Source organism: Rugosimonospora africana (assembly GCF_016862975.1).
GTDB classification, from domain to species: Bacteria; Actinomycetota; Actinomycetes; order Mycobacteriales; family Micromonosporaceae; genus Rugosimonospora; species Rugosimonospora africana.
Genome location: NZ_BONZ01000012.1, coordinates 99215 through 125777 on the forward strand (window position 1 = coordinate 99215; position 26563 = coordinate 125777).

Sequence of the window (26563 nt, forward strand, 5' to 3'; positions counted from 1 at the left end):
GGGTATGAAGTCAGACGTTGCCGAGCCCGGCTCGCTGTTTTCCCGGGCGAGCCGGGCGTTGGGGTGGAGCTTTGCCAGTACCGCCGCCAGCCGCCTGAGCACGCTGGCCATCGGCATCGTGATGGCTCGCATCCTCGGGCCGGCGCAGTTCGGCACGTTCGCGGTCGCGATGGTGGCGTTGCTGGCGGTGCTGAGCTTCAACGAACTCGGCGTGAGCCTCGCCATCGTGCGCTGGCCGGGTGACCCGCGGGCGATCGCGCCGAGCGTGGCCACCATCTCCGTGGTGTCCAGCGTCGTCATCTACCTCGGTTGCTTCCTCGGCGCGCCGGCGTTCAGCCAGGCGATGGGCGCCCCGCAGGCCGCGCCGGTCGTGCGGGTACTCGCGGCCAGCGTCATCATCGACGGGCTCGTCTCGGTCCCCGCCGCGATCCTGCAACGCGAATTCCGCCAGGACCGCAAGATGATTTGCAGTCTCACCACCAGTTGGCTCAACTCCGGAACGTCGGTCGTCTGCGCCCTGGCCGGCCTGGGCGCGATGAGCCTGGCGGTCGGTCAGATCGCTGGTGCGCTCGGCGGCGCGGTGCTGTACATCGCGTTCGCCCCGCAGGGAATCCGATTCGGCTTCGACCCGGACAAGGTCCGCGATCTGTTGAAGTTCGGCCTACCGCTCGCCGGCTCCAGCGCCATCGTGTTCGCCGTGTCCAATGTGGACAAGATCATCGTGGGTACCGTTCTCGGCCCGGTACCGCTGGGCCTCTACGTTCTCGCGGTGAACCTGTCCAACTGGCCGGTCAGCATGTTCTCCCAGCCGGTTCGGTCGGTCGCGCCGGCAGCACTGGCCCGATTGCAGCACGATCGGGCCGCGATGCGACTCAGCTTCCTGTCCACGGCCGATCTGCTGGCGGCGGTGACTCTGCCCGCATGCGCGCTGCTCGCCGCGAGCGCCGGGCCGCTGATCCGGTTCGTCTACGGTCACCAGTGGGCGGGTTCCGCCGCCGTGCTGCCCTGGCTGGGACTGCTGGGTGCGCTGCGGATCCTGTTCGAGCTCGTGTACGACTACTTCGTGGTGCTCGCCAACACCCGGGTGGTACTGGTGGCTCAGGTGGTCTGGCTGCTCGCGCTGGTGGCCGCGGTGGAGTTCGGCGCGCGGGCGGCCGGCGTCGGCGGTGCCGGCGCGGCCCAGTTCGCGGTCGCTCTGCTCGTGGTCCTCCCGCTCTACCTGTACGAGTTGAACAAGACCGGCATCTCGCCGGGGGCACTCGGCGCCAGGGTCGCCATACCGGCCCTGGGTGCCCTCGCCGCCGCGATGGTGGCACTCGTGGCCGCTCGGGTGATCCCCGTGGACCTGTTCGCCCTCGGCGTCGCAGGCGTGGCCGGAGTCGCCGCGATGGCGCTGCTGGTCTACCGCATGCGCGGCGTGCTGCGTACCCTGCGGACGGTCGAGGCGGTCGACTGACGGCCCGAGGCCAACCCGGGCCGGGTGGCTCATCCAGCGGACGTCTGGACCTTCGCCTTCGCGTTGAAGTCGTCGCGAGCGGCCAGGCCGCGCAGTCGCTGGTACCGCCGGTGCATCTTGTACCCGGCCAGGCTGATGGCTGCCCGCGCGCCCTCGGCGGCACTCGTCACGACATGTGCCGGCTGGCCGAGGGCTCGCCGGTAGATGTCTTCCTGCACCGCTGCGGCGCGCTGCAGGCTGAACCGTTCAACCGCAAGCCGCCGTCCGTACTCGCCCAGCGTTCGGCATAGTCCCTCGTCACCGATCAGCCGGTCGAGGATGCCCCGCAGCCGGTCGGCGCCGGCCCGCTCGCCGTCACCGACGCCGTACCAGCCCTGACGCAGGAACGTCTCGCAGCTCTGCGGGGTCAGCAGCTCCCAGAAGCCGTGCTCGCCCTGCACCACCAGGGGCCGACCGAACGCCAGCCCGCGTAGCGCGGATCCGCCCATGCCCAGCACCGCGTCGGCCGCCGCGTACGCCGGACGGGGATCGTCCAGCTGACCGGTCAGCACCACCGCCCGTTGGCCGGCGACCGTGTTCGCCGCTGCGGCCCGTTCCCGTACGGCGTCCGCCGCCGGCCCGTCGCCCACGATGGTCAGCCGTACCGGCCGCTGCCGAGCGAGCGCACCCACCACGTCGATGGCGGTCAGGATGCCCTCCAGCTTCAGCTCGGGTACCAGCCGGCAGACCATCACCAGGTCGAACACTCGAGGTGGCGCGACGCCGCCGGACGCATCAGCCTCGCCTGGTGCGCCAGAGTCGAGCAAGCCGAATCGCTCCCGGAAGGCAGCCACCGGATGGCCGGGTGCGTTGCGCACCACGTCGACCGGCGGCTCGATCAGGTAGACCGGGCCGCTGCGGCCCTCGGCGGTCCGGTCGCACAGCTCTTGGGTGCCCACGACCAGGGGCATGGACGCCGGCAGAAACGGCGCGACAGCCATGGACATCACTGTGCACACAGCGGCGGTGCCGGGCCGGGCGAAGGCTGCGGCCGCCACCTCGAGGCCGGGTGGCCACTCGTACCCGTGCACGATGTCCAGGCGGCGGAGCTGGATGAGCCGGCGCAGCCGGGCGGCGACCGGAAGGGACGGGCGCTGACGGTCGCGTGGGATCGGCAGGTGCTCCAGACCCAGGGCCTGTACCTGCTCGACCAGCGGCCCGGGCTCGCCGAGCACGGCGACTTCGTGACCCAGGTCGCGCACGGCGGCTGCGAGTTCGATCGCGTTGAGCTGGCTGCCACCCACGGTCATCGCGTGCGGGTAGACGACGACCCTCAACCCGGCCATGCACACTCCTGACTCTCCGCGTTGCGCCGCGAACGGTTCTGGTGCCATCCAGACCCTACGAGCGCAGGCGATTCACGCAACGGGCCGATCGGCCGCACCCCAGGTCGGGATGCCGACAGCCGAGCTGTTTGCGTGCTCCACTGTGGATGCCGCAGGCTGCTAGACGTGCCAGGAAGACACGGTGATCAGGCGAAATTCCAGAGGGCGGGTGGACGGGCGGGCTTTCCGCTGGTTGTCTTCGGCGGCGGCCGACCCTGGCACGGTGTGGCCGGGACGCACCGGATGCTGGCCACCGCGCTGACCCGCTACGCGGACATCCTCTGGGTGGACCTTCCGGTGTCACCCATCACCCGCTCCAGCACCCGCTACGGCACCGGCCGCATCCCGATGCCCAGGTTGCGCCCGGTCGCGGACAACATCACCGCGCTGTTTCCGGCAGTGCTGCCGTTCCACAGTCGCCCAGGCATCCGGAGAACGTCGCCGATCCTGGTCCGGTCACAGATCTCGTGGGCGCTGCGCCGGCTCGGCCGCCGGCCGGACGCCGTTCTGGACGCACGGCTCGGACGGATGCTCGGAGGCTGGGGCGACGGCGTGACCGACGTGCTGTACGGCACCGATGACTTTGTCGCCGGCGCGGCGCTGATGGGGATCTCGGCCGCACGCGTTCGGGCCGACGAAAGGTACTCCCTGGACGCCGCCGATCTGGTCATGGCCGTTTCAGAGCCGCTCCGCGACCGTTGGCAGGCACTGGGCGCCGACGTGCTGCTCGTACCCAACGGGGTGCGGACCGAGCCCTACGCCGACCTCGATCGGGTCGCTCCGGCCCCGGACGTACGACTGCCGCGCCCGATCGCCGGCGTGGTGGGCCAGTTGTCCGCCCGCATCGACATCGCCCTCCTCGAGGCGGTCGTCGCCGGGGGGTGTTCGCTGCTGCTGGTGGGACCGTGTGATCCGCGCTGGGAGCCGGAGCGCTTCGCCCGGCTGTGTGCCCGGCCCGAGGTGCAGTGGGTCGGCTTCCAGCCGTACGAGTCGCTCCCGTCCTATCTGGGAGTCATCGATGTGGGGCTGACGCCGTACGTCGACTCGGAGTTCAACCGCGCTTCCTTCCCGCTCAAGACGCTGGAATATCTGGCCGCCGGCCTGCCGACGGTCAGCACCGACCTGCCCGCCACCCGCTGGCTCAACACCGATCTGGTTCGCATCACGAGCGACGTCGGGGAGTTCGCCAAGACGGCGGCAGCGCTGGGCCATGAGCGCCTCGCCGACCAGCGATCGGGGGAGGGTGCGGGTTCCGCGGCAGGCTCGCTGGTCCGGGCCCGTCGATCCTTTGCCGAACAGCACAGTTGGCCGGCGCGGGCGGAGGTCGTGGCGCGGGCCATGAAGCTGTCCACGGTGGACATCACGACCGGCGCCGAGACCGGCGCTGGCGTCGGAGGCCAATGAGGTGAGCGTGTGATTCTCCAGCGTAGGGCGCGGATCCGGCTCGTGCTGATCGTCGGCGCGGCGGTCGCACTTGTCGCCGGGCTCACCGCGGTCGCGGTGGTCATCGACCGGGCGGCCCACGACGCTTCCCCGGCCGCGGCCGCGTTGCCGGATTCCACCGGTGTCCACAGCGCCGGTGGAGTCCCCTCGACGAGTCCCAGCCTCTCGCCGAGCGCGTCGTCCAGCGCGGGTCTCGTCTCGTTGGCCGGAGCGCCCGCGGCGCGGGGCGGCTCGGGCGCAAGGCTGCGCCCGGTGGACGGAGGAGCCGGCTACTACGGGAAGTTCTCTCCACCGTTGCCGGGGGGCTCGTCGTTCTTTCCGATCGGCGTCTGGTTCGAAAGCGTGCTGTCGCAGGCGGACACGGACAAGGACGCCGACGCCGGAATCAACACGTACGTGCAGTTGACCGACAGCACGAAGATGAATCTCATCCGCGCGGCGGGGATGTATGCCATCCAGAGCGACCCGAAACGTGCCGGCGCCGAGACGGTCGGCTGGGAACTGCCCGACGAAGCGGACATGTGGGCCGGCCCGGGCGATGCCCCGTGGACCGGCAAATATCCCGGTGGGGGCGAGATCTGCCAACCGGCCAGCGCGAAGTGCGGGTACACGGTGGATCAGACCATTCTCGGGCAGTACCCGCAGGACAACCGGCTCGTCTACGGCAACTACGGCAAGGGTGTGACCTTCTGGGAGACCAACGCGCAGGCTGCCCGCTTCGTCAACCAGTACCCGGACGTGCTTTCGGTGGACAACTACTGGCTCACCGATGAGGGCATCTGCATCAAGAATGAGGGCGGCTCACTGTTCGATCCATCCAAGCTCGTCCCGGACCCGAACGGCGGCAGCGACCGGCTGCCGGCAGCTCTCTGCCACCGACCCGCGAACTACGGACTCACCATCGACCGGGTCCGCTCACTGGTGTCGCCGGCCGGCAGCAAGCCGGTCTGGGCCTTCATCGAGGTCGGTCACCCGAACAAGGACGGCGACTCCACGCTGTCGGCTCAGCCGCAGCAGATCGTCGCCGCCGTGTGGAGCAGCATCATCCACGGGGCGCGCGGCATCATCTACTTCAACCACAGCTTCGGCGGCCCCTGCAAGACTCAGCATGCACTGCGCGAGCCGTGCTATGCGGCCCAGCGCGCCGCGGTGAAAGGTGTGGACGCACAGGTCAAGGCGCTCGCCCCGGTGCTCAACGCGCCGTTCGCGGACAACGTGGCACGCGGTACCGGAGTCGATGTGTCCACCAAGTGGTACGGCGGCCACTTCTATCTGCTGGCCGGCTCCACCGCTTCTGGTGCGCAGACAGCCAGGTTCACGCTGCCGTGCGTCGGCAACGCACAGGTGAGCGTGCTGAACGAGAACCGCACGCTGACGATCAACCAGGGTACGTTCAGCGACCGGTTCGCAGACGGGAACGCCGTCCACATCTACCGGGTCGACGGCGGTTCCAGCTGCGGCGCCTACTGAGGCGCGCCTACTGAGGCGCGCCTACTGACGGCGTGCCCACCGACGTCGGGCCTAGTAGCGGTGTCTAATCGCGGCCGGTCGGGGAGCGGGAACTGTCGTCCCGCTCCCACGAACCGTCGCGGGAGAGCCGGAACAGGATCCGGGCGGTCAGCACCAGTCCCAGGTAGACGGTCGCGTCGAGGAACCCGGAGGGTCCGCTGCGGGCCAGCCGTACCAGGTCCCGCGCGGTGCCGCCGGACGTCTCGTACGCGGTGTCCGGGTTGATGCTGTGGTGCTCCGCCTTGCCCCGGTAGGTGCGCCGGAGTACCCGCAGCAGGTCGCCGGTGCGGGCCGGCGCTGTGACGGTCACCGGCGAGCAGTCCACGATCTCCAACTCGCCGGGCGCGAAGAGTTGATCCACCCACAGGTCATCGGCGACCAGGTCGGGGAACTCACCGAACCGCGTCCGGCCCTCGGCCGACAGCGCGTACGTCCCGGCACCCCACAGCGAGCCGAGCACCGCCGGGATCCGTGACCGGGCCCGGTAGTACCGGCGCACCGGCAGCGTCGCCCCCGCGGCGTCGTAGCGCACCGGCGGTCGCCCGGCCAGCGGAGCCGCGCCGCGCCTGCCGGACCGGGATCCGCCGGCGGACAGCCGGGAGAGCACCTGCCGGGCGGCGTCCGGCGGCAGCACCACGTCGGCGTCGAGGTACATCCTCGGCAGGGCACTGACCGCCCGGTCGCCCGCGCGCAGCGCGGCGGGCTTGGACCCGACCGGCAACTCCACCACCCGTACGCCGGCGAACGTCCGGGCCACCTCGGCCGTCGCGTCGGTGCAACCGTTGCAGACCACGACAATCTCCAGCGCTCCGCTCTCGGCGAGCGGAGCCAGCGGGGCGAGGCAGGCGGCGATGACCGCCTGCTCGTTGTGCGCCGGAATGACCACCGATCCGAGCGGACCGCCCGGGCCCGGGGTCGCCTCGGTTGGGTCGGCCGCTTGGGCCGCTTGGGCCGCTCGGGCCGCTCGGGTTGCGTCGGTCGCTTCGGCCGCCTCGGTTGCGTCGGTCGTCTCGGCCGTCCTGGCCGCCGGGCTCGACGCGGTCATCGGGCGAACTCCCGCCGTGCTTGCTGTTGCGCTTGCTGCTGTTGCGCTTGCTGCTGTGCCGCCTCCTGCTGAAGCGCCTCCTGCCCAAGCGCCTCCTGCCCAAGCGCCGAGGCGCCGGCCGGGACCGCCGGCGGCCGGCCGGGCAGCTCGTCCCGGCCCCGGCTCGACCAGAGAGCGCGCAGCGCCATCCGGTTGCCCGGCCGCTGTATCCGGGCCAGTTGCCCGACCGTCACGGCGACGCGGAACGCGCCGCCGGCCAGCCGGCCGTGGTACCTGTCGTAGTAACGCACCCGGTTCACCTCGTTCAGGGCGGTCAGGGCGGGGCCGGTGCCGGAGCCGCCGCCTTCGTGGAACACCCGGGCGTCCGGCACGTACTGGACGGTCCAGCCCGCCGTCCGCAGCCGCCGGCAGTAGTCGGTCTCCTCGGAGTACAGGAAGAACTCCTCGTACCAGTCGCCGACGGCGGCGTCCGCCTCCGCGTCCAGCACGAGCACCGCGCCGGTCGCCCAGTCCACCGGGCCGGGTCGCTCGTAGCACCGTGGATCCCAGACCATCTCGGACAGCCAGCCGGGCCGGCCCGACCAGTGCGCGCCGAGCAGAGCGTCACCGAGTACCCGGGTGACGGACGGCTCCCGGCGCAGCGACGGGAACGTGGTGCCCGCCTCGTCGGTAAACCGGGGGACCGCCGCGCCCGCACCCGGGCGGCAGGCGGCCGAGACCAGCCGCGCCAGGCTGTCCGGGGCGAGGCGCAGATCCGGGTTGAGAATCGCGACCGTACGGGTCGGGCCGAGGAGCCGGCGTCCGGCGTTGATGCCGCCGGCGTACCCGAGGTTGGCACCCGCCCGGATCAGCGTCACATCCGAGCGTCCGTCCACAATGGATCCGATGTCGTCGGCCGAGTCGTTGTCCACGACCAGAACCCGCACCCGCAGCCCGGACACCGCCCGGGGCAGCGAGTCGAGCAGCCCGGGCAGGTCGGTCGCGCTGTTGTAGGTCACCACGATGACCGTGCAGTCGACCGGCTCGCGGTCGCTCGGGCCGCGGTCGCTCGGGCCGCGGTCGGCCGCACCGGGTCGGTCGAGGCTGGGCCGGTCGGGGCCGGGCCGGCCTTCACCAGGCCGATCCGCAGCGGGCCGATCGGCACCGGGAACGCCGCTCACCGGCGGGAGTCCGTCCACAGTCGCCACAGGGCCGGCGGCCCCTGGACGCAGTACCGGCGCGCCAGTCGGCGGGGCTCCCGGGACAGCCGGTACAGCCACTCCACCCCGGCCCGGCGCACCCAGCCCGGTGCCCGGGTCGCGGTACCGGCGAGAAAGTCCGTCGCCGCCCCGAACGCGAGCAGTACCCGCGCCCCGCTGGCCCCGGCGTGCCGCTGGATCCACCGCTCCTGGCGAGGCTTGCCGAGCCCGACCACGAGCAGGTCGACCCGTGCCTCGCGGATGAGCGCGGCCAGCCGCGCCGCCCCGTCCCGGTCGGCGAGGTCGGTGCGCGGCGGCGCCCAGAAGCCCGCCACCGTCAGGCCCGGGTACCGGTCGGCCAGCACCGGGCGCACGATGTCGTGCATCTGCCCGCTACCGCCGAGGAAACCCACCCGGGCACGCGCCGCCTGCGCGGTGTTCAGCAGCAGCGGGAGCAGGTCCGAGCCGGCGAGCAGCGGCCACGACCGGCCGGTGAGGCTGGCCGCCCGGCGCACCATCGGCACGCCGTCGAGCAGGATCAGCCACTCCGGTGTCGGGCCGGCCACGTCGATGTCCGCGGCGCTGCGGCCGCGCCGCCCGAAGTGGTGTACGTGGTCGAGGTTGGCTGACCCGATGGCCAGCGGTACGCCGGGCGGGCGGACCCGTTCACCGCCGCCCAACCGGTCGTTCACCGCCGATACCACGTCATCCCGCCGCATCAGGTCGACGAGCGCACCGCCCAGCACGATCCTTGACGCGGTGGCGGTTCTGTTGACGGCCGTCACGCGTCCACCCCCTCTGAATGATCTTGAGCAATGAATCGGACTCCCGGCGTCGGCCCGGGACTCGCTGTATGACCGGCGTTCGTCGGATGGCTCATGTGAACGCCCGCTACCGGACCACGCTCGGCGACCACGCGTCGTGCACGAAGACGCGCGGGGAACCGCTGCCGTCCGCGGGTACCGTCCACACGTCCTCGGTCGCGGACGCCGCGCCGGTGCGCGGCATCCCGTACAGGACCTGGCTGTCGTCCAGCCACTCCACCTGGTCGTCGACGCTGCGTCGCTCGGCGAGCAGGGTCTCCACGCCGGTGCGCAGGTCGTAGACGGCCAGCCGCCACTGTCCCGGCGGCAGGTTCCCGTGCTTCTTGAACGCGATCCGGGTCTTGTCCGGCGACAGCGACGGGCACTCGACGTCTTCGCGGATCGAGGTCAACCGGCGCTGCGCGATGCTGCCGCGCACCAACCAGGTGTGGCCGCCGGTCGCCGCGGTGGCGTAGAACGTGTCGTCGTCCGCGAACGTCACGCCCCAGAAGTTGCGGTCGGTGGCGGTCACCTTGCGGCCGTCGATGACGAGCGTGAACTGTTCCAGGTCGGCGATCTGCGCGCCGGAAGAGCGGCCGATGAGGGTACGGGTGGAGAACTGGCCCGGGTTCGTGTACGAGTCGCCGTACACGAACGTGGTCGTGACGTCCAGCGAGCCGTCCGGCGACAGGCGCGCCCGGCTGGGCAGCCCGGGCAGCGGTGACTCGCGGTTGATCTGCCATCCGGCGTCGAGCATCCGGGCCTGGTACGTGGTGACCAGACCGCGGTCGGCCACCAGGCACAGCGCCGAGGAGTCGCTCGCGTAGACCCGGTCACAGGAGGCCGGCGTGATGGCCCGGGGCCCGTCGGGATCGGTCAGCGGCACCACCGCCACGTGCCCGTACCCGGAGCCCAACGCGGTGCTGCGGAACACCAGGCGGGGGCCGGCCGAGACGGCGGACAGCCCGATGGTCGGCGTCTTCGGTTGCTTGGCCGCGGCGGAGGCCCGCTGGCCGTGCGCGTACACGACGTAGCCGGTGGCCGCCCCCACCGCGAGCACCGTGATGGCGGCCAGCATCGCGAGGCGCAGCCGGGTCACGCGACGGCCTCCTGAGTATCCGCGGCAGCGCCCGTGCCGGCCGGCTCGGCGTCGCCGGTGTCGCGCAGCAGCCACCAGGCCACGGGAATTGCGGCCGCGAGCAGGGTGGCCGCGATGAGCAGCGCGTCACGTGGGCCCGCAAGCGTCCACAGCACACCGAACGCCACCGAGGAACCGAACCGGGCGAGTACCTGGACGGTCTGCGCGGACGCCAGGCCGCTGCCCCGGGTACCGGCCGGAATCAGCCGGCTCACCAGAGCCGACAACACTCCGTCGGTGGCCGCGTAGAACACACCGAGCAGCAACAGGGTGACGACGGTCCAGGCGGTGCCGGCCGAGGGCAGCGCAGCGACCAGGTAGACGGCGAACAGCAGCAGGTGCCCGCCGAGGAACACCGGAGTGCGCCCGATCCGGTCGGCCAACCGGCCCAGCGGCACCGCCAGGCACAGGTACGAGATGTTCGTGCCGACGTACAGCAGCGGGAACCACAGCGCGGCGAACCCGTCGCGCCGCTGCAGCGACAGGTACAGGAAGCCGTCCCCGACGGTGAAGAACCCGAGCAGCGCGCACGCGATGAGCGGTCCGCGCAGCCGGGCCGACACCATCACCCGGAGCAGTTCCCGGGCGGCCGGCCGGGCCGCGCCGCCACCCGTGCGCCGGTCCGGTACGGCGAGCACGAGCACCGCGACACCCACCACCGCGACGGCGAACGACACCACCCAGATCGAGCTGTACCCGTCGGGGACCGCCTCCAGGACGGCGAACGCCACCAGCGGACCGATCGCCGCGCCCAGCGTGTCGAGCGTGCGGTGCACGCCGAACGCGCGGCCGAGCATGCCGGGTTCGGTGACGTCGGCGATGAGCGCGTCGCGCGGCGCGGTGCGCAGGCCCTTGCCGAGCCGGTCGGCGGTGATGACTCCGGTGATCGACGCGAGCCCGTGCGCGGGGAGCATGGCCAGCCGGCTGGCGGCGGAGATCCCGTACCCGGTCACCGCGACCCACTTCGGCCGGTCGTGCCGGTCCCCGGCGTATCCGCCGGCGATCCGCAGCAGCGCGCTGACGCCCTGGTACAACCCGTCCACGAAGCCGTACGCGACCAGCCCCATGCCGACCTCGGCGGTCAGGTACAGCGGCAGGACGGCGTTGACCATCTCCGACGAGACGTCGGTCAGCATGCTGACGACACCCAACAGGAAGACGGTCGTTGCCACCCGCCGCAGCACCGGGGATCCCGGGACCGGGGATCCCGGCGATGGCTGCCCGGACGGGCTGTCCCGGATCGTGACGTACACAAACGCTCCCCGCTGGTCGTCCACTGCTTGCCGCTGGTCGTCCACACGTCCCCGCTGGTCGTCCACAGTGGAAAATTCCGCTACCGTTCGGCGTGCGTCGCCGTTCGTCGAGAGGACACCGACATGGCCACCGACAAGGGCACCGGCACCGACAAGGGCACCGGCACCGACAAGGGCACCGGCACCCGCATCGCCAGTACCGCCGACGTGGACGACCGGGCGCGCATCGGCGAAGGGACGTCGGTCTGGCACCTCGCCCAGATCCGTGAAGACGCCACGGTGGGGCGCGACTGCAACATCGGTCGCGGTGCGTACGTGGGTCCGGGAGTGCGCCTGGGTGACAACGTGAAGCTGCAGAACTATGCGCTGGTGTACGAACCGGCCGTGCTCGGCGACGGTGTGTTCATCGGGCCGGCCGCGGTACTGACCAACGACGAGTACCCGCGGGCGGTCACGCCGGACGGCCGGCTCAAGACCGCGGACGACTGGCACGCGGTCGGGGTGACCGTGGGCGAGGGCGCGTCGATCTCGGCGCGGGCGGTGTGTGTCGCGCCGGTACGGATCGGCCGGTGGGCACTGGTCGCGGCCGGCGCCGTGGTGACCCGGGACGTGCCGGAGTACGGGCTGGTCGTCGGCGTACCGGCCCGCCGGGTTGGTTGGGTCGGGCGGGCCGGGGTTCCGTTGGTGGCAAAGGGCGGCGGTGCCTTTGTCTGCCCGAGCACCGGCGCCGAGTACGTGGAGGCCGGCGGGGTGCTGAGCGAGGCTCAGTAGGCGCCGGCGCTGCGCCATACCGCGATCACCGTCCGGGCGAGGATCATCACGTCCATCGCGAACGACCAGTTCTCCACGTACTGCAGGTCCAGCCGGATCGACTCCTCCCAGGTCAGGTCTGAGCGGCCGGAGACCTGCCACAGGCCGGTCAGCCCGGGCTTGACGACAAGCCGGCGACGCATGTCGAACGGGTACTCGGCGACCTCCCGGGGCAGCGGCGGGCGCGGCCCGACCAGCGACATGTCGCCCTTGACCACATTGATCAGCTGCGGCACCTCGTCGATGGACAGCTTGCGCAGCCACCGGCCGACCGGCGTGACCCGGGGATCGTCGCGCATCTTGAACAGGCTGCCGCCGGTCTCGTTGAGATGGCGGAGTTCGACCAGCCGGGCCTCCGCATCCCGGTACATCGTGCGGAACTTGTACATCACGAACGTGCGTCCGTTGCGTCCCACCCGGGTCTGCCGGAAGATCACCGGTCCGGGCCGGCCCGGAGTCGTCTTGATCAGCACCGCGACGGCCAGCACGAGCGGGAGCAGCAGCAGGAGCCCGAACAGCGACGCGACCCGGTCGAAGATCTCCTTGAACACCCGGCGGCCGCCCTTGAGCCGGGGATGTTCCACGTGCAGCAGCGGCAGCCCGTCGACCGGGCGGATGGTGGTCCGGTCGCCGGCGACGTCGACCAGGGTGCTCGCCACGATCAGGTCGATGTCGTCGCGCTCCAGCTTCCACGCCAGCCGGCGCAGCGCGGTGCCGTCCAGTTCGGGGCAGGACAGCACGACCACCGTGTCGGCGTGCGCCCGCTGGACCGCCTGGGCGACCTCCTCGAAGCTGCCGTACACCGGCGGCAGGCCGGGCAGCCGCTGTACCAGCTCCCCCTGGGCACCGGCGGCAGCGGGCAGGCACACCCCGACGACGCCCATGCCGTGGTAGCGCTCGCGGCGCAACTGGCGGGTGGTCTCGTGGGCGGCCTGCTCGTGGCCGACCAGGATGACCCGGCGCAGCCGCTCGCCGCGCGCCCAGGCCGCGTGCAGTCGCCGGCGCATCAGGTACCGGGCGGACAACGCGCACACAATCGCGAGCGGCATTGCGATGACGATGTACCCGCGGGCCAGGCGCAAATCGAACGTGAATGAAAAAATGGCGAGTGCGGCAGTCAACCCAACGCCGGCTCGAAATACCCGTTCGTACTCATCGTTTCCGACGAACAGGTACCGTGGTTCGAACGCACGGTAAATTGTCAGCGCAAGCAGCCATGCGAACGGCAACGCAAGGGTGAACCACAGATAGTCCCGGTTGTAGCTTTCGTTCACCGACGAGCCGAATCGGGAGATCAATGCGACACCCGCGGCGATCATTCCGACCAGCAGGTCAAGCAGGAGGAGAGCGCGCACGTACCGGGTCTCCCAGCCGGTCCGGGCGAACCCGGCCTGGTTGGGCAGGTCCAGCGGGGCAAAGGTGACGGTGACGGTCGTGTCATGATCAACGGCAGTACTGGATGTCGAGACGATCGTCGTCACCGTTCCCCTCCGTAATGTCCCCGGCAAATCGTCAGATGCTTAGGTCGTGCACATGGCGAAACAGGTTGCTGGAAATGGTCCGAGGGCGTCGACAGAAATCCTCCCGCAAAAGAGCGTGCAATCCCGGCGCGATTTTCGCCAGTGTCATCATCGTGACCACCGGATTCATGTCATCTTGCTGACAAACAAATCGGGGCATTATTGCCACGACCGGTGACTTCGAACGTATCGGCAGCGGTCGGAACAGTTGCCCGCAGCCGGTACGCGGCCACATTTTCCGGGTCAGTACCGATGAAAGCGAAGTCGACGATTGGCACCGGGTCGTACGGATTCGGCGCCGTACCGTTCGGCGCAATACGGGCTCGGCGGGCCGTACGGGCTCGGTGGGCCGCAGGGTTAGCCGGTGCGGGGCCGGGTAGCAACGCGGCATGCGGATCGGGATCATCGGCGCCGGCCACATCGGCAGCACGCTGGCCAAGTACTTCGTCTCGGCCGGGCACCTGGTGGCCATCGCCAACTCGCGCGGGCCGGAGACGCTGCGGGACCTGGAGGCCGATCTTGGCTACAACGCCGAAGCGACCACCGCACCCGGGGCCGGCCGGTTCGGTGAGGTGGCGGTGGTGTCGGTGCCGTTCGGCCGGTACACCGAGATCCCCGTCGCGGAGCTGGCCGGCAAGACGGTGGTGGACACGATGAATTACCACCCTCAGCGCGACGGCGTCTACCCCCAGCTCGACTCCGACGACACCACGTCCAGCGAGCTGCTGCAGCGGCACCTGTCCTCGTCCCACGTGGTCAAGGCGTTCAACACCACGCCCTTCGACAAGCTGCGCGACTTCCCGCGTACCGGCGGCGAGGCTCTGCTCTACGGAGTTCCGGTGGCCGGCGACGACGACGCGGCGAAGCGCTGCGCGTTCGACCTCATCGAGGAGATGGGCTTCCAGCCGGTGGACACCGGAAGCCTGGCCGAGGGCGGTCGTAAACAACAGCCCGACAGCTCGGTCTTCGGCGTCGTACTGCCGGCCGAAGAGCTGCGCGCGCGGTTGAGCTGAGCCGGTGGGTCCGGCCAGCGGAACCGGCGACGAACCGGCCGACTACACGCCCGACCCGCGCCGCTGGAAGGCGCTGGCCGTCTGCCTGGTGGCCGGATTCATGTCACTGCTGGACGTCAGCATCGTCAACGTCGCGCTGCCGGCGATCAAAGTGGGACTGCACGCGACCCAGAGCGACCTCCAGTGGGTGGTTTCCGGGTACGCGCTGACCTTCGGCCTCATCCTGGTGCCGTCCGGACGGTTCGGTGACGCCCGCGGCCGGCGCAACGTGTTCATCCTCGGCGTGGCAGTGTTCGCGCTGGCGAGCGCGGGCTGCGGGATCTCGCCCAACCCGACCCTGCTGATCATCACCAGGCTCGTCCAGGGGCTCGCGGCCGGCCTGCTCATCCCGCAGGTGAGCGGACTGATCCAGCAACTGTTTCGGGGCGCCGAACGGGGCAAGGCATTCGGCCTCCTCGGCGCGACGATCGGCGTCTCGACCGCGATCGGTCCGCTGCTCGGCGGACTGCTGATCGCGGTCGGCGGCGAGCGGGAGGGCTGGCGGTACGTGTTCTACGTCAACGTGCCGATCGGTGCCCTGGCGATCCTGCTCGCGCTGCGGCTGATTCCCGCCCGGCGGGCGGAGAACCGGCGCCGGCAGAACCTGGATCCGGTCGGCGTGGCCCTGCTCGGCCTCGGCGTCGTGCTGTTGCTGTTGCCGCTGGCCCAGGAGCAGCAGTGGCACGGCCGGTGGAAGTGGCTGCTGGTGGTCGCCGCGCTCGTGGTGTTCGTGGTGTTCGTGTGGTGGGAGCGCCGGTACGGCAGGCGCCGGGACTCGCTGGTGAACCTGGAACTGTTCGGCAAGCGCTCGTACGGACTCGGCCTGATCATCGGCCTCGTCTACCTGGCCGGGTTCACCGCCACATTCTTTGTGTTCACCCTGTTCCTGCAGCAGGGGGAGCACTACAGCGCGCTGGAGGCGGGCATCGCGGTCACGCCGTTCGCGGCCGGTTCCGCGGTTTCGGCGGCGTTGGCCGGGCGGGTCATCACGAAGTTCGGCCGGCCGCTGGTCGCCGTCGGGCTGGCGGTCGTGGCGATCGGCGTGGGTGGTGCGGTTCTGGCGGTTCATCTGGTACCCGGCCGGAACGTCGGCTGGGCGACGGCGGTGCCGTTGCTCGTCGCTGGGGCGGGCAGCGGTGCGGTCCTCTCACCCAACCTGACCCTCACGCTGTCGGAGGTTCCGGTGCGGGAGGCCGGCAGCGCCGGCGGTGTGCTCCAGACGTTCCAGCGCATCGGCTCGGCCATCGGCATCGCGACGGTCGGGTCGGTCTTCTTCGCCACCGTGGCGTCCAGTCACAACGACTACCCGAGAGCGTTCCAGCGCGCGGTGCTCATCAGCGTCGCGTTCGACGTGGTCGCGCTGATCGCCGCGCTGGTCGACGTCGTGGCCGGGCGTGCGGCGGACGCCCGCCACCACCGGCGTACGGCCCGGGGGAGTGTCATACCCGGTCGCTAGCCTCTGTCCGTGACGTCCGACGTACTCAGCCAGCGGGCAATCAACCGCGCCCTGCTCGCGCGCCAGCACCTCCTGCGCCGCTGGGACTCGGAGCCGTTGGCGGTCGTCCGGCAGCTGGTGGGTCTGCAGGCCCAGGCGCCCACTCCGCCCTACTTCGCGCTGTGGAGCCGGCTGGCCCGGTTCGATCCCGACGACCTGTCCCGGCTGATCCTCGACCGGGTCGTGGTGCGCATCGCGCTCATGCGCGGCACGGTCTATCTGGTTGACGCCGGCGACAGCCTGACCCTCCGGCCGCTGCTCCGGTCGACGATGGAGCGCGCGCTACGCAATACGACATATGCGCCGAGGCTCGACGGCATCGACCTTCCGGCTCTCGCCACGGCCGGGCGGGCACTGCTGGAGGACAAGCCGCGGACCACGGCGGACGCCGGGACTCTGCTCGCACGGCGGTGGCCCGACCGGGACCCGGCCGCGCTCGCCTTCGCGTTGCGCGCATTGCTTCCGCTGGTTCAGACGCCGCCCAGGGGCATCTGGGGTGCCGGCGGATCGCCGGTGTGCACGACGGTGGAGGCGTGGCTGGGCCGGCCGCTCGATCCGGCTCCGTCCATTGAGGACGTTGTGCTGCGTTACCTCGCCGGATTCGGGCCGGCGAGCGTGGCCGACGCCCAGGCGTGGGCCGGCATGACCCGGCTGCGTCCGGTCTTCGAGCGGCTGCGCCCCCGGCTGCGTACGTTCCGCGACGAGCGGGGTCGCGAGCTGTTCGACCTGCCCGACGCGCCGCGTCCCGACCCGGAGACTCCGGCGCCCGTGCGGTTCGTGGCACCGTTCGACGACCTGTTGCTGTCGCACGCCGACCGCACCCGGGTGATCAGCGACGAGCACCGCAGAGTGGTGTTCACGCAGAACGGCATCGTTCAAGCCACGATCCTGGTCGACGGCATGGTCCGGGGGCTCTGGCGGACAGCTCGGCAGCGGGACGCCGCGACCCTCACCGTGACGCCGTTCCGCGCACTGTCCACAACGGACATTGAAGCGCTGACCGCCGAGGGCCTGCGGCTGCTGCGTTTCGCGGAGCCGGACGCGGCGCGCCACGATGTCGTCTTCACCGGCCAGTGACGCGCCGGTCGCCGAGGAACTCCGCGGTCTCCGGATCCGCGGGGAAGAACGACTCGATCGCCAGCTCGGCGAGCGTGACGTCCAGTGGGGTACCGAACACCGCCGTCGTACTGAAGAAGGACAGCTCCCGCTCGCCGTACCGGTACCGCAGCGGCACCATGATCGGGTTCGGTACCGGCTCGCCCCCCGGTCCGGTGGTGGCCTCACCGCCCGGGTACCCGGACAGCTCCTCGTGCATCTCGAACAGCTTTGGATCGGCCGTCGTGGTGGCCTGCCGGTGCAGCCGGCCCAGGATGTGAGCGCGCCACTCCGCCAGATTCACGATGCGTGGCGCCATCCCGTCCGGGTGCAGGCTCAGCCGCAGCACGTTCACCGGTGGCTCCAGCAGGCCGGCGGCGCAGCCCTCGGTGAACAGGGCGATCCCGGTGTTCGCCTCCATCAGGTTCCAGTGCCGGTCGGCCACCAGCGCCGGGTACGGCTCGTGCCCGGCAAGCACTCGCCGCACCATCTCCCGTACGGTCGTCATCTCCGGCGCCGTCAGCGACGTCTCCGGGTACGCCGGCGCGTACCCGCCGGCCAGCAGTACCTGGTTCCGTTCGCGCAGCGGCACGTCCAGCTGTTCGGTCAGGCGCACGATCATCTCGCTGCTCGGTCGGGACCGCCCGGTCTCCACGAAGCTCAGGTGCCGGGTGGAGATGTCGGCCTGGATGGACAGTTCCAGTTGGCTGAGCCGGCGCCGCTCGCGCCACTCGCGCAGCAGCTCGCCCACCGGCCGCCGGGGGCCCGTCGATGAGCGCCCGGTCGACGAGGGCCCCGTCGACGAGTGCGCCGTTGGCGAGTGCCCGGTCGACGAGGGGCCGGTGGAGCCGGCACCGGCAGGGCGTGCGGGTCGCAGCGGACTCGTGGTCATCGCCCTATCCTCGCCTGCTCGCGCCCCGACCGGTCGCGGGGAAGGAACTGGATCAGCGCAGCAGTGGCGAGCGCCACTCCGATCAGGTACACCAGGCTCGCCTGGAACGCGTGCGGATGCCCACCGGCCAGCGCCCGGTAGAAGACCACACCCACCACGGACACGCCCAGCGCGCCACCGACCTGCATCGTGGTCGACAGCACACCGCTGGCCGCTCCGGCGTGGCGCGGCGGCATCCCGGTCATCGAGGTCGTGACCAGTGGCGACAGGGTCATGCCCATGCCGATCCCGTCGATGACCAGCGGCGGGACGAGCCAGAACGGCGACCCGTGGGTGCCGCTCCGGCCGACGACCTCCCAGAGCAGGGCCAGTCCGGCGGCCATCAGCAGCGTCCCGGCCGGCACCGTCCACCGTCCGAGCCGGGCAGCGATCCGGTGCGACGTGGTGGAGGTGGCCAGGTAGCCCGCGCCGATCGCGGTGAAGATCAGTCCGGCGCCCAGCGGGCTGCGCCCGCGCCCCTGCTGGATGTAGAGCGCGAAGACCAGGAAGAAGGAACCCAGGCCGGTCCAGAAGACCAGCTGCGTGAGCAGTCCGACGCTGAAGGTGCGCATCCGGAACAGAGCCGGCTCGATCAGCGGTTCGCCGCCGCGCCGGCTCAACCTCAGCTGGTACCCGATGAACGCCGCGAACAGCACCCCGGCGGCGCCGAAGCACGGCCACGTCCACGCCGGCCAGCCGGTCGATCCGGCCTGGATCAACGGCAGCACGCTGGCCACCAGCGCGAGGGTCACCAGGAACACGCCGACCAGATCCAGCCGGGATCGTCCGGTGCCCCGCGACTCCGGCACCACCCGGGGGATCAGCACCAGCGCCAGCGCCCCCACCGGGAGGTTGACCAGGAAGCAGGAACGCCAGCTGAGCCCGAGCGGGTTGGCCTCGATCAGCACCCCACCGATCAACTGGCCGAACACCGCCGCCAGCCCCATGGCCATGCCGTACGCGCTGACCGCCCGGTGCAGTGCCCTTCCGGTCAGTGCGGTACCCAGGATGGCCAGCGCCTGCGGAGACATGATGGCCGCGGCGACGCCCTGAGCCACCCGGGCGGCGATCAACGCGCCGGGGCTGGGAGCCAGCCCGCAGGCCGCCGAGGCGAGGGTGAACAGTGCCATTCCGAGGGCGTACATGCGCCGGCGCCCGTACAGGTCGCCGAGCCGGCCGCCGGTGATCACCCCGGCCGCGACCGCGAGGCCGAAGCCCGCCACGATCCACTGGACCGCCCCGGGACCGGCATGCAACTGCCGCTCGGTCGCCGGGATGGCGACGTTGACGATGAACACGTCGAGCGAGGTCATGAAGACGCCGGCCAGCATGACCGGCAGCAGCCCGCGTCGCGGCGGCCGCTCGGCGGCGTCGGGCGGCCCGAGGCGGCCCGTGTCCTGGCGGCCGGTGTCCTGGCGGCCTGTGTCTTGGCGGGCCGCGCCGGGGCGGATCGGCTGATCGGTGATGTCGGTGACAGTCACGAAATACTCCCGAGGTCGGATCGGCTTGCCCGATCACGATCGCCTCTGGGCGTGCGGCCTGTCGATTACCCGCCAGGTAAAGGCGGTGCGGCGTAAGGGCGGTGTGGCCTAACAGCGATGCGGTGTGAAGGTGGTGCGGCGTGAGGTGGTGCGGTGTGAGGTCGTGCGGCGTCAGGTCGGGCGGCCGGCGCGGTCCGTGGACCGGCCGGCCGGGCGCTCACCTCGCCACACCTCACCTCGCCACACCTCACCTCGCCTTACGTCACCTCACGACGCGTAGGCGCACCGTCTCCTTCATCGCCCGCAGCTTCGTCAACACGATCTCGGAGTAGTCGATGCCGATATCGGTGAGCAGGTAGCCGAACTCGCCGCGGGTGGACAGCAGTTGCCCCTCGACGTTCACCGAGTGCTCGGCGAGGATGCTGTTGACCTGAGCCAGTACGCCGGGCATGTTGCGGTGGATGTGCACCAGCCGGTAGGTGCCGGGCTGCTGGGGCAGCGCGATCGCCGGCAGGTTGGACGACAGCGTCGTGTTGCCCTCGCCGACGAACTGGGCGAGCTTGCCGGCCACGAATCCGCCGATGTCCGCCTGCGCTTCCTCGGTCGAGCCGCCGATGTGCGGAGTGAGGATCACGTTGGGCAGGCCGCGCAACTCCGACACGAACTCGTCGCCTCGGCCCTTCGGCTCTTCGGGGAAGACGTCCACGGCGGCGCCGGCCAGGTGTCCGGAGACCAGGTGGCGGCGCAGCGCCGCGTGGTCGATCACGAAGCCCCGGCTGAGGTTCAGGAACAGGCTCTGGTCCCGCATCCGGGCGAACTGTGCCTCGCCGAAGAATCCGCTGTTGCCCGGCCGGCCGTCCACGTGCAGGGTCACCACGTCCGAGTTCTCGAGCAGTTCGTCGAGCGTGCCGCAGCGCTGCGCGTTGCCGAGGGTCAGCTTGTCCGCGGTGTCGTAGAAGTACACGCGCATGCCCAGGTTCTCGGCGAGCACCGAGAGCTGGGTGCCAATGTTGCCGTACCCGACGATGCCCAGGCTGCGCCCGCGCACCTCATGGCTGCCGTCGGCGGCCTTGTCCCAGACCCCGGCGTGCATGCCGGCGTTCTTCTCGGTGAGCCGGCGGGTGAGCGCGATGATCTCGGCCAGCGCGAGCTCGACCACGCTGCGTGTGTTGGAGAACGGCGCGTTGAACACCGCCACGCCGCGGGCGGCGGCGACCGAAAGGTCGATCTGGTCGGTACCGATGCAGAAAGCGCCAATCGCCACCAGATCGGACGCGGCCTCGAGTACCCGTGCGGTGACCTGGGTCTTGGATCGGATCCCCAGGAGTTGTACGCCGTCGATCCGCTCGATCAGCTCGTCCTCGTCCAGCGCCCGCCCCACGGTCTCCACGTGGTAGCCCTCGGTCTCCAGCCGGGACACCGCGTCCGGATGGATGTTTTCCAGGAGGAGCACTCGTACCTTGTCGTGGTCGATCATCATCAGTCCGTTTTCCCGCCCTGACCGCAGCCCGCCGATCCGCCAGACACGGCGATGGGTCTGGCCACCGGACGAGCGTAGCCCAGCGCGGTACTCACCCGATCCGCGCCGTCCGGGTGGTGTCGCCGGATATGGGTAGGAGCGGTGCATGTCCTTCAAGACGCCGCGGCGCGCCTCGGCTCTGACCCGGGTCGCCATCGCCGCCGCCTCGGGTCTGGTCGTCGGGGCGTTCGCCGCCGCGTTCGGGCCGTGGCAGCTGGCCCCGTTGATTGGATGGGACGCCACGGCGCTGACCTGGGTGGGGCTGATCTGGACGGTGATCTGGCCGATGAACGCGGAGCAGACCGCGGCCCGCGCCGGACACGAGGACCCGACGCGGCCGATCGCCGACGTGCTCCTGATCTTCGCGGCGGTGGCCAGCCTGGTCGCGGTGGGTTTCGTGCTCGTCCGGGCCCGGCACGCCGGTGGCCTCAGGGAACTGTTCCAGGTCGCGCTCGCGATCGCCAGCATCGTGCTGTCCTGGGCGCTGGTGCACACGACGTTCACGCTGCGGTACGCCCGGATGTACTACACCGGACCGGACGGCGGCATCAGTTTCAACCAGACGGAGGCCCCCGCCTACGCGGACTTCGCCTACATGGCATTCACCATCGGGATGACGTTCCAGGTGTCGGACACCAAGCTGGAGACGCAGGAGGCGCGGTCGATCGCGCTGCGGCACGCGCTGGTCTCGTACCTGTTCGGCACGGTCATCGTGGCGGTCACCATCAACCTGATCGCCGGACTCGGCGGCAAGTGAGCGCCAGCCGGATCTGTCGGCGAGCTTTCGGGCCCGTCAGCCGAACCGGGTCCCCTGCCCGACGATCATGCCGCCGCAGCAGAGCAGCAGGAACAGGGCCACGCCCGCACCGACCAGCAACGTCACGCGCAGCCGGCGCCGGTTCATCCGGCGTCGCACGGCCCGGCGGCGAAGCGCCCACCGGCGGGCGGTGCGGCGATCGGGTGACGAGCGGAGAAAACCGGACATGGGTCCTCACAGATGGCCCGAAGGTGCCAATCATCGTACCCAGCCGAAACGGTCGGTAATCACTCATGCGGCGCGGGGTTACCGGAGGTCCGGCTCCGCCACCGCGCTGCTCGACGCGGCGCTGTTCGGTTCCCGGCTGTTCGGTTCAGCGCTCGACGCGGCGCTGTTCGGTTCCAGGCCCCTCCGCACCGGGTCGTGGACTGGTTCGGGGCCGTGGGCACCGGCTGCCGCGCGGCGCCCGGTCAGCCAGACCAGCGCGAGCGCGCCGGCCAGCAGGTACGCGCAGCCCTGCGCGTTCAGCAGCGGCACCACCCCGAGCCGGTCGCCGAGCAGTCCGCCGGCCAGCATCCCGGCCGCCTGTCCGGTCGCCATGGCCACGCCGAAGGCGGCGAACACCCTCCCTCGCTCACCGTCCACTGTGGATTGTTGGAGCACGCTGGTGAGCCCGGCGACCATTGCCAGACCGGGTGCACCGGCCGCGATGAACAGCACGACGTACAGCGGTTCGGCCGTGGTCAGCCGAGGAGCGTTCCAGGTCAGCAGCGCCACCACTCCGAAGGCGATACAGGCCAGGCCCGCGAGCGACCCGGACCGGTCGCCCGACCGACTCGGGTCGGCGCGTCCGGTGCCGCGCGACGACCCCGACCGGTGGGCGAACGCCAGCAGCAGCCCGCCGCCGATCGCCCCGATCGCCTGGACGCCGCGCAGCAGCCCGGTCTCCGCGGCATCGCCGGCGAGCACCCGGGCCACGAACACCACGAACAGCACGATGAACAGGCCCTGCGCGATGCTGGCCACGAAAGCCACCAGCAACGACGCCCGTACTGCCGGCCGGCCCAGCGGGTGCCCCCCAGCCGGGTGCGTCAGCTCGGGGGAGTCGTCCGGGGCCGGCGGGCGCGCCGCGCGTACCCGGGCGATCAGCAGTACCGCGAGGAGGAAGCTGACCGCGTCCACGGCGACGATCGCGCGCAGGTCCCCGAAGCCGAGCAGCAGGCCGCCGAGCGGGCCGCCGACCAGGCGACCGAGGTTCAGGTTCAGCCCAATCATCGAGTTGGCCGAGACCAGCTCGTCCGCCTCGACGAGCGTGGGCAGCAGCGCGTTCTTGGCCGGGTCGAACAGGCAGGTGAGCGCGGCCTCTACGGCGATCACCGCGTAGACGACCGGCAGCCGGGGCCAGAACGCCAGTGGTACCAGCGCCGCCGCCTGCGCCAGCGACACCGCGATGAGCAGGGCACGCCGGTCGAGCCGGTCGGCGAGCCGGCCGGCCAGTGGCGCCAGCGCGACGGCCGGTGCCAGCTCGATGAGGAACGCGTACGCGGTGCCCAGCGTGGTGCCCGTCAGCTGGTACACCAGGATGGGCAGGCTGGTCAGCAGTAGCCAGTCGCCGGTGTCGGAGATCAGGCCGGCCACCCACAGCCGCCGGAAATCCGGCCGGCGCAGGGCAACGGGACGCAGGTCAACGCGGCGCAGCGCGGTCACGGCCGCGCTCCCGTGTCCGGCGCGGTCACGGCGGCGCTCTCGGTGCGCAGCGCAGTCATGGCCGCGTCCCGGCGTCCGGCGGCTCGGGGTCGCCGCTCTCGGCGGTCGGCTCGATCGCGAAGGCGTGCAGCCCGAGGTGCACCAGTTCGGCGCCGCGCGGGGCGTCCTCGCGGGTCGCGGCGATGTACGGCCGGATCAGCGCGTCCAGCCGTTCACCCAGCGCGGTCAGCTCCGCGGGCGTCATCCGCAGCGTGTAGGTGCTGTACCCGTCGGCCTGCCGCCAGCGCCGAGGCGCCCGGTCGCGGTGAGCCAGGTAGTCGCGCACCAGCCGCTGGTCGCGCTGCACCGACAGGGCGAGCAGGGCCGCCGCGCTCTGAGCCCGGGGAGTGCCCGGCTCGTCCCGGGCGCCCTCCACCTCGTATCCGGTGATCAGCGCCCGCCACGGCCGCTCCCGCCCGTCGGCCGACTCCTCGGCGCCGACCAGCCCATGCCTGGCCAGCACGCGCAGGTGGTAGCTGCAGTTCGACGGCGTGTCGCCGACCGCGCGGGCGCACCGCGACGCGGTCGCCGGACCCTCCGCCATCAGGTAGTTGAGCAGGTCCAACCGGACCGGATGGGTCAGCGCGGCCATCGCCTCCGGCTCGCTGATCGTGGTGCGGCGCTCCGGGCTCATCGATCCTCCGGGGTCAACTCTGAAAGGCTCTTTCACAGTTAACCACCGATCCAGTAGATGTGAAAGAGCCTTTCAGGATTTGCGGACTCCCCGCTGCCGCCGTCCCGGTTCCGGCCGCCGTCCTGTTGCGGCGCGACGACGCCTCGTCGGGGCATCGCGGCCACGTCATTCCGGCCACGTCATTCCGGCCATCCCGGCGGGCTGCTCGTTTGCGGCCACCCCGGCGGGGCCCGCTCGATCCGAAGGAAGCGCGCCCGGCCCGGAACCGCCAAGATGAGAGGCATGACGACGGCGGGCCAGAACAAGTCAACCGACGGCAGCACGCTCACCGTGCTGCTCGCGCTGGCCGCCAACCTCGGCATCGCCATCCTGAAGGCGCTGGCCGGCCTGCTCACCGGCTCCGCCGCGCTGCTGTCCGAGGCGGCCCACTCCGTGGGCGACACGGTCACCGAGCTGCTGCTGCTCACCGCGCTGCGCCGTTCGCGCCGGCCGGCCGACCGGCGTCACCCGTTCGGATACGGCAAGGAGCGCTTCTTCTGGTCGCTGCTCGCCGCCGTCGGCATCCTTGTCTCCGGGGCGGCGTTCTCGTTCTACGAGGGGTACCGCACGCTCCGCGGCGAGGGCGGACCGGAGGGCCGGGATGCCTGGGTGGGGTACGTGGTGCTCGCCCTGTCCGCGGTGCTTGAGAGCATCTCGTTCAGCCAGGGAGTACGGCAGCTCAGAGCGGAGGCGGCCCGCCTCGGTGAGACCTGGAGGTCGTACCTGAGGACTCCCCGCGATCCCACGGTCAAGAGCGTGGTGCTGGAGGACTCCGCCGCGCTCATCGGCATCCTGCTGGCCTTCGCCGGCCTGGCACTGCACCAGGCGACCGGTTCGGCGGTGTGGGACGGCTCGGCCGCGCTGGCGATCAGCGCGCTGCTGGTGGTGGTGGCCTACCAGCTCGCCCAGACCAGCAAGGGGCTGCTGATCGGCCAGCAGGCAAACATCAAGCTGGTACGGGGCATCCGCATCCGGCTGGCCGAACAGCCCGAGGTGGAGAAGGTCGTCGACATCCTGACCATGATCGTGGGCAGTGACCGGATTTTGCTCTGCGCGCGGCTCGACTTCCGCGACACGCTGAACGCCGCGGATTTGGAACGGGCGTGTGTGCGCATCGACGGGACGCTGCGCGAGGAGTTCAACGATCTCGACGAGGTCTTCCTGGAGCCCGTACCGCGCAACGATCCCGTGCTGCGCGCCCGGGTACTGGCCCGGTACGGCGACATCCTGGAACGCGACCCGCGGCCCGCACCGGCCGACGCCGGGCAGCCACCCGCGGGCCGGCCGGCGTCTTGAGCCGGCTGTCCTGAGCGGACCGTCTTGAGCGGGCCTGGGCCGGTCGGGGCCGGGCCGGTCACCGGTATCCGGACCGGCCGGTACCTCGGGATCCGTGGCGGTTACTCTCGGGGAATGTCGTCATCCCAGGCCGCGCCCGCCGCGCCGGTACGCTCGCCGGTCAGCCGCGGGGTGCTGTTCCGGTACCGGTTCATGGCCTACTTCACCGCGGTCTTCCTGCTCGTCCTGGTGTTCGTCGCCATTCCGATCCAGATCTGGGGGCACGACAAGACGCTGGAGGCGATCGTCGGGCAGATCCACGGCTTCGCTTACATGGTCTACCTGATCTGCGCGTTCGAGTTGACCGTGCGGCTGCGGATACCGCTGGTGAAGCTGGTGCTGGTGTTGCTGGCGGGAACCGTGCCGTTCGGCGCGTTCTTCGCCGAGCGGAGCATGACCCGCGCCTGGCAGGACAACCAGCGGGCGGCCCGTGAGGCGGTCGAGGCACGGCAGCGGGAGCGCTCGACACAACCGGGCTGACCTGCGCCGACCTCCCGTTTGATGGCACCGGGGGTCGGGTACCGGATCGGACATGAAGGTCACCTGGAAACCCCAGACCGAGCACGGCGCGCTCTCCAGCAAGGAGAAGCGCGACCTGCCCGACACCGTGTACGCGTTTCCGGACAAGCGCAAGGAGCCGCTGACGGACGCCCGGCACGTTCAGAATGCTTTGGCCCGCTTTGACCAGGTTCAGGGCGTGACCGACAACGAGCGCGACCAGGCGTTCGCCAACATCAAGGCGGCCGCGAAGCACTTCGGCGTGGACATGGTCGAGAGCAACTGGCGCGAGCTCGGGAAGTTGCCGCACACGGCGAATCCCGCTCACAAGCGCGGCTGAGCCCGCCTCACCGGGCCAGCGCAATCACGGGGCCGGCGCAATCGCCGGGCCGGGGGTGGTCACCAGGCCGGCTGAGTCACGAGACCGGCTGTGTCACCAAATTCCAGCTGTGTCACCAGGCC

24 protein-coding genes are annotated in these 26563 nt (G+C 71.0%); 11 read left to right on the forward strand and 13 right to left on the reverse strand.

The window, feature by feature from the left end:
- Nucleotides 1-4: 4 nt before the first annotated feature.
- Nucleotides 5-1456, forward strand: coding sequence for a lipopolysaccharide biosynthesis protein (locus Raf01_RS05590; protein ID WP_203916629.1), 1452 nt, complete (start codon nt 5-7; stop codon nt 1454-1456).
- A gap of 29 nt (nt 1457-1485) precedes the next feature.
- Here the strand turns inward: Raf01_RS05590 and Raf01_RS05595 are convergent, their stop codons facing one another.
- The gene (locus Raf01_RS05595; protein WP_203916630.1) at nt 1486-2781 is read right to left on the reverse strand and encodes a glycosyltransferase; all 1296 of its coding nucleotides are present in this window, start codon (nt 2779-2781) and stop codon (nt 1486-1488) included.
- Nucleotides 2782-3045: 264 nt separating this feature from the next.
- On the opposite strand from Raf01_RS05595, the gene Raf01_RS05600 reads away from it, so the two are divergent.
- Both Raf01_RS05600 and Raf01_RS05605 read left to right on the forward strand, forming a co-directional pair.
- Nucleotides 3046-4224 carry a glycosyltransferase gene (locus Raf01_RS05600; protein ID WP_203916631.1) on the forward strand — a complete coding sequence of 393 codons (1179 nt, stop codon included), beginning with the start codon at nt 3046-3048 and terminating at the stop codon, nt 4222-4224.
- 9 nt (nt 4225-4233) lie between these two features.
- Nucleotides 4234-5733, forward strand: coding sequence for a hypothetical protein (locus Raf01_RS05605; protein WP_203916632.1), 1500 nt, complete (start codon nt 4234-4236; stop codon nt 5731-5733).
- Nucleotides 5734-5797: 64 nt separating this feature from the next.
- On the opposite strand, the gene Raf01_RS05610 is transcribed toward Raf01_RS05605, so the two are convergent.
- From Raf01_RS05610 to Raf01_RS05630, 5 genes are all read right to left on the reverse strand, one after another.
- Complete coding sequence (locus Raf01_RS05610) at nt 5798-6817, reverse strand: glycosyltransferase (protein ID WP_203916633.1); 1020 nt, start codon at nt 6815-6817, stop codon at nt 5798-5800.
- Nucleotides 6814-8076, reverse strand: a complete 1263-nt coding sequence (locus tag Raf01_RS05615; RefSeq protein ID WP_308442631.1) for a glycosyltransferase — start codon at nt 8074-8076, stop codon at nt 6814-6816. Before Raf01_RS05615 ends, Raf01_RS05610 begins: the two co-directional genes overlap by 4 nt.
- The gene (locus tag Raf01_RS05620; RefSeq protein WP_203916635.1) at nt 7974-8780 is read right to left on the reverse strand and encodes a WecB/TagA/CpsF family glycosyltransferase; all 807 of its coding nucleotides are present in this window, start codon (nt 8778-8780) and stop codon (nt 7974-7976) included. The genes Raf01_RS05615 and Raf01_RS05620 overlap by 103 nt, the downstream gene beginning before the upstream one ends.
- Nucleotides 8781-8886: 106 nt before the next feature.
- Nucleotides 8887-9897 (reverse strand): TolB-like translocation protein, encoded by a 1011-nt coding sequence (locus Raf01_RS05625; protein WP_203916636.1) that lies wholly within the window; start codon nt 9895-9897, stop codon nt 8887-8889.
- Nucleotides 9894-11255 (reverse strand): MFS transporter, encoded by a 1362-nt coding sequence (locus Raf01_RS05630; protein WP_239133397.1) that lies wholly within the window; start codon nt 11253-11255, stop codon nt 9894-9896. Before Raf01_RS05630 ends, Raf01_RS05625 begins: the two co-directional genes overlap by 4 nt.
- A 57-nt stretch (nt 11256-11312) precedes the next feature.
- Here Raf01_RS05630 and Raf01_RS05635 point away from each other — a divergent pair, with 57 nt between their 5' ends.
- Nucleotides 11313-11960, forward strand: coding sequence for an acyltransferase (locus tag Raf01_RS05635; protein ID WP_203916637.1), 648 nt, complete (start codon nt 11313-11315; stop codon nt 11958-11960).
- Here Raf01_RS05635 and Raf01_RS05640 read toward each other — a convergent pair.
- Nucleotides 11954-13480 carry a sugar transferase gene (locus Raf01_RS05640; protein WP_239133398.1) on the reverse strand — a complete coding sequence of 509 codons (1527 nt, stop codon included), beginning with the start codon at nt 13478-13480 and terminating at the stop codon, nt 11954-11956. The genes Raf01_RS05635 and Raf01_RS05640 overlap by 7 nt on opposite strands.
- Before the next feature lie 428 nt (nt 13481-13908).
- Between Raf01_RS05640 and Raf01_RS05645 the strand changes: the two genes are divergently transcribed.
- From Raf01_RS05645 to Raf01_RS05655, 3 genes are read left to right on the forward strand one after another with little or no spacing between them, the layout of a single operon-like run.
- Nucleotides 13909-14532 (forward strand): NADPH-dependent F420 reductase, encoded by a 624-nt coding sequence (locus Raf01_RS05645; protein ID WP_203916638.1) that lies wholly within the window; start codon nt 13909-13911, stop codon nt 14530-14532.
- A 4-nt stretch (nt 14533-14536) separates the two neighbouring features.
- The gene (locus Raf01_RS05650; protein WP_275412960.1) at nt 14537-16027 is read left to right on the forward strand and encodes an MFS transporter; all 1491 of its coding nucleotides are present in this window, start codon (nt 14537-14539) and stop codon (nt 16025-16027) included.
- 9 nt (nt 16028-16036) lie between these two features.
- Entirely contained in the window at nt 16037-17143 is a 1107-nt protein-coding gene (locus Raf01_RS05655) for a winged helix DNA-binding domain-containing protein (RefSeq protein ID WP_203916639.1), read from the forward strand.
- On the opposite strand, the gene Raf01_RS05660 is transcribed toward Raf01_RS05655, so the two are convergent.
- From Raf01_RS05660 to serA, 3 genes are all read right to left on the reverse strand, one after another.
- Entirely contained in the window at nt 17130-18053 is a 924-nt protein-coding gene (locus tag Raf01_RS05660) for a helix-turn-helix domain-containing protein (RefSeq protein WP_203916640.1), read from the reverse strand. The two genes, Raf01_RS05655 and Raf01_RS05660, sit on opposite strands and share 14 nt — an antisense overlap.
- Nucleotides 18050-19573, reverse strand: a complete 1524-nt coding sequence (locus tag Raf01_RS05665) for an MFS transporter (RefSeq protein ID WP_275412961.1) — start codon at nt 19571-19573, stop codon at nt 18050-18052. The genes Raf01_RS05660 and Raf01_RS05665 overlap by 4 nt, the downstream gene beginning before the upstream one ends.
- Before the next feature lie 262 nt (nt 19574-19835).
- Nucleotides 19836-21053 carry a phosphoglycerate dehydrogenase gene (serA, locus tag Raf01_RS05670; RefSeq protein WP_203916641.1) on the reverse strand — a complete coding sequence of 406 codons (1218 nt, stop codon included), beginning with the start codon at nt 21051-21053 and terminating at the stop codon, nt 19836-19838.
- Between the two features lie 145 nt (nt 21054-21198).
- Between serA and Raf01_RS05675 the strand changes: the two genes are divergently transcribed.
- On the forward strand, nt 21199-21849 hold the full coding sequence (locus Raf01_RS05675; protein ID WP_203916642.1) for a DUF1345 domain-containing protein: 651 nt from the start codon (nt 21199-21201) through the stop codon (nt 21847-21849).
- Between the two features lie 36 nt (nt 21850-21885).
- Here Raf01_RS05675 and Raf01_RS05680 read toward each other — a convergent pair whose 3' ends face one another.
- The 3 genes from Raf01_RS05680 to Raf01_RS05690 form a co-directional block, all read right to left on the reverse strand.
- Complete coding sequence (locus Raf01_RS05680) at nt 21886-22077, reverse strand: hypothetical protein (RefSeq protein ID WP_203916643.1); 192 nt, start codon at nt 22075-22077, stop codon at nt 21886-21888.
- Nucleotides 22078-22155: 78 nt separating this feature from the next.
- Nucleotides 22156-23556 carry an MFS transporter gene (locus Raf01_RS05685; RefSeq protein WP_203916644.1) on the reverse strand — a complete coding sequence of 467 codons (1401 nt, stop codon included), beginning with the start codon at nt 23554-23556 and terminating at the stop codon, nt 22156-22158.
- 55 nt (nt 23557-23611) lie between these two features.
- Nucleotides 23612-24229, reverse strand: a complete 618-nt coding sequence (locus tag Raf01_RS05690) for an ArsR/SmtB family transcription factor (protein ID WP_203916645.1) — start codon at nt 24227-24229, stop codon at nt 23612-23614.
- A gap of 282 nt (nt 24230-24511) precedes the next feature.
- Here Raf01_RS05690 and Raf01_RS05695 point away from each other — a divergent pair, with 282 nt between their 5' ends.
- The 3 genes from Raf01_RS05695 (at nt 24512) to Raf01_RS05705 (ending at nt 26441) form a co-directional block, all read left to right on the forward strand.
- Nucleotides 24512-25564 carry a cation diffusion facilitator family transporter gene (locus Raf01_RS05695; RefSeq protein WP_203916646.1) on the forward strand — a complete coding sequence of 351 codons (1053 nt, stop codon included), beginning with the start codon at nt 24512-24514 and terminating at the stop codon, nt 25562-25564.
- 114 nt (nt 25565-25678) lie between these two features.
- The gene (locus tag Raf01_RS05700) at nt 25679-26083 is read left to right on the forward strand and encodes a DUF3817 domain-containing protein (RefSeq protein WP_203916647.1); all 405 of its coding nucleotides are present in this window, start codon (nt 25679-25681) and stop codon (nt 26081-26083) included.
- Between the two features lie 52 nt (nt 26084-26135).
- A complete protein-coding gene (locus Raf01_RS05705) occupies nt 26136-26441 on the forward strand; it encodes a DUF6582 domain-containing protein (RefSeq protein WP_203916648.1) in 306 nt (101 codons plus the stop codon).
- Nucleotides 26442-26563: the final 122 nt, after the last annotated feature.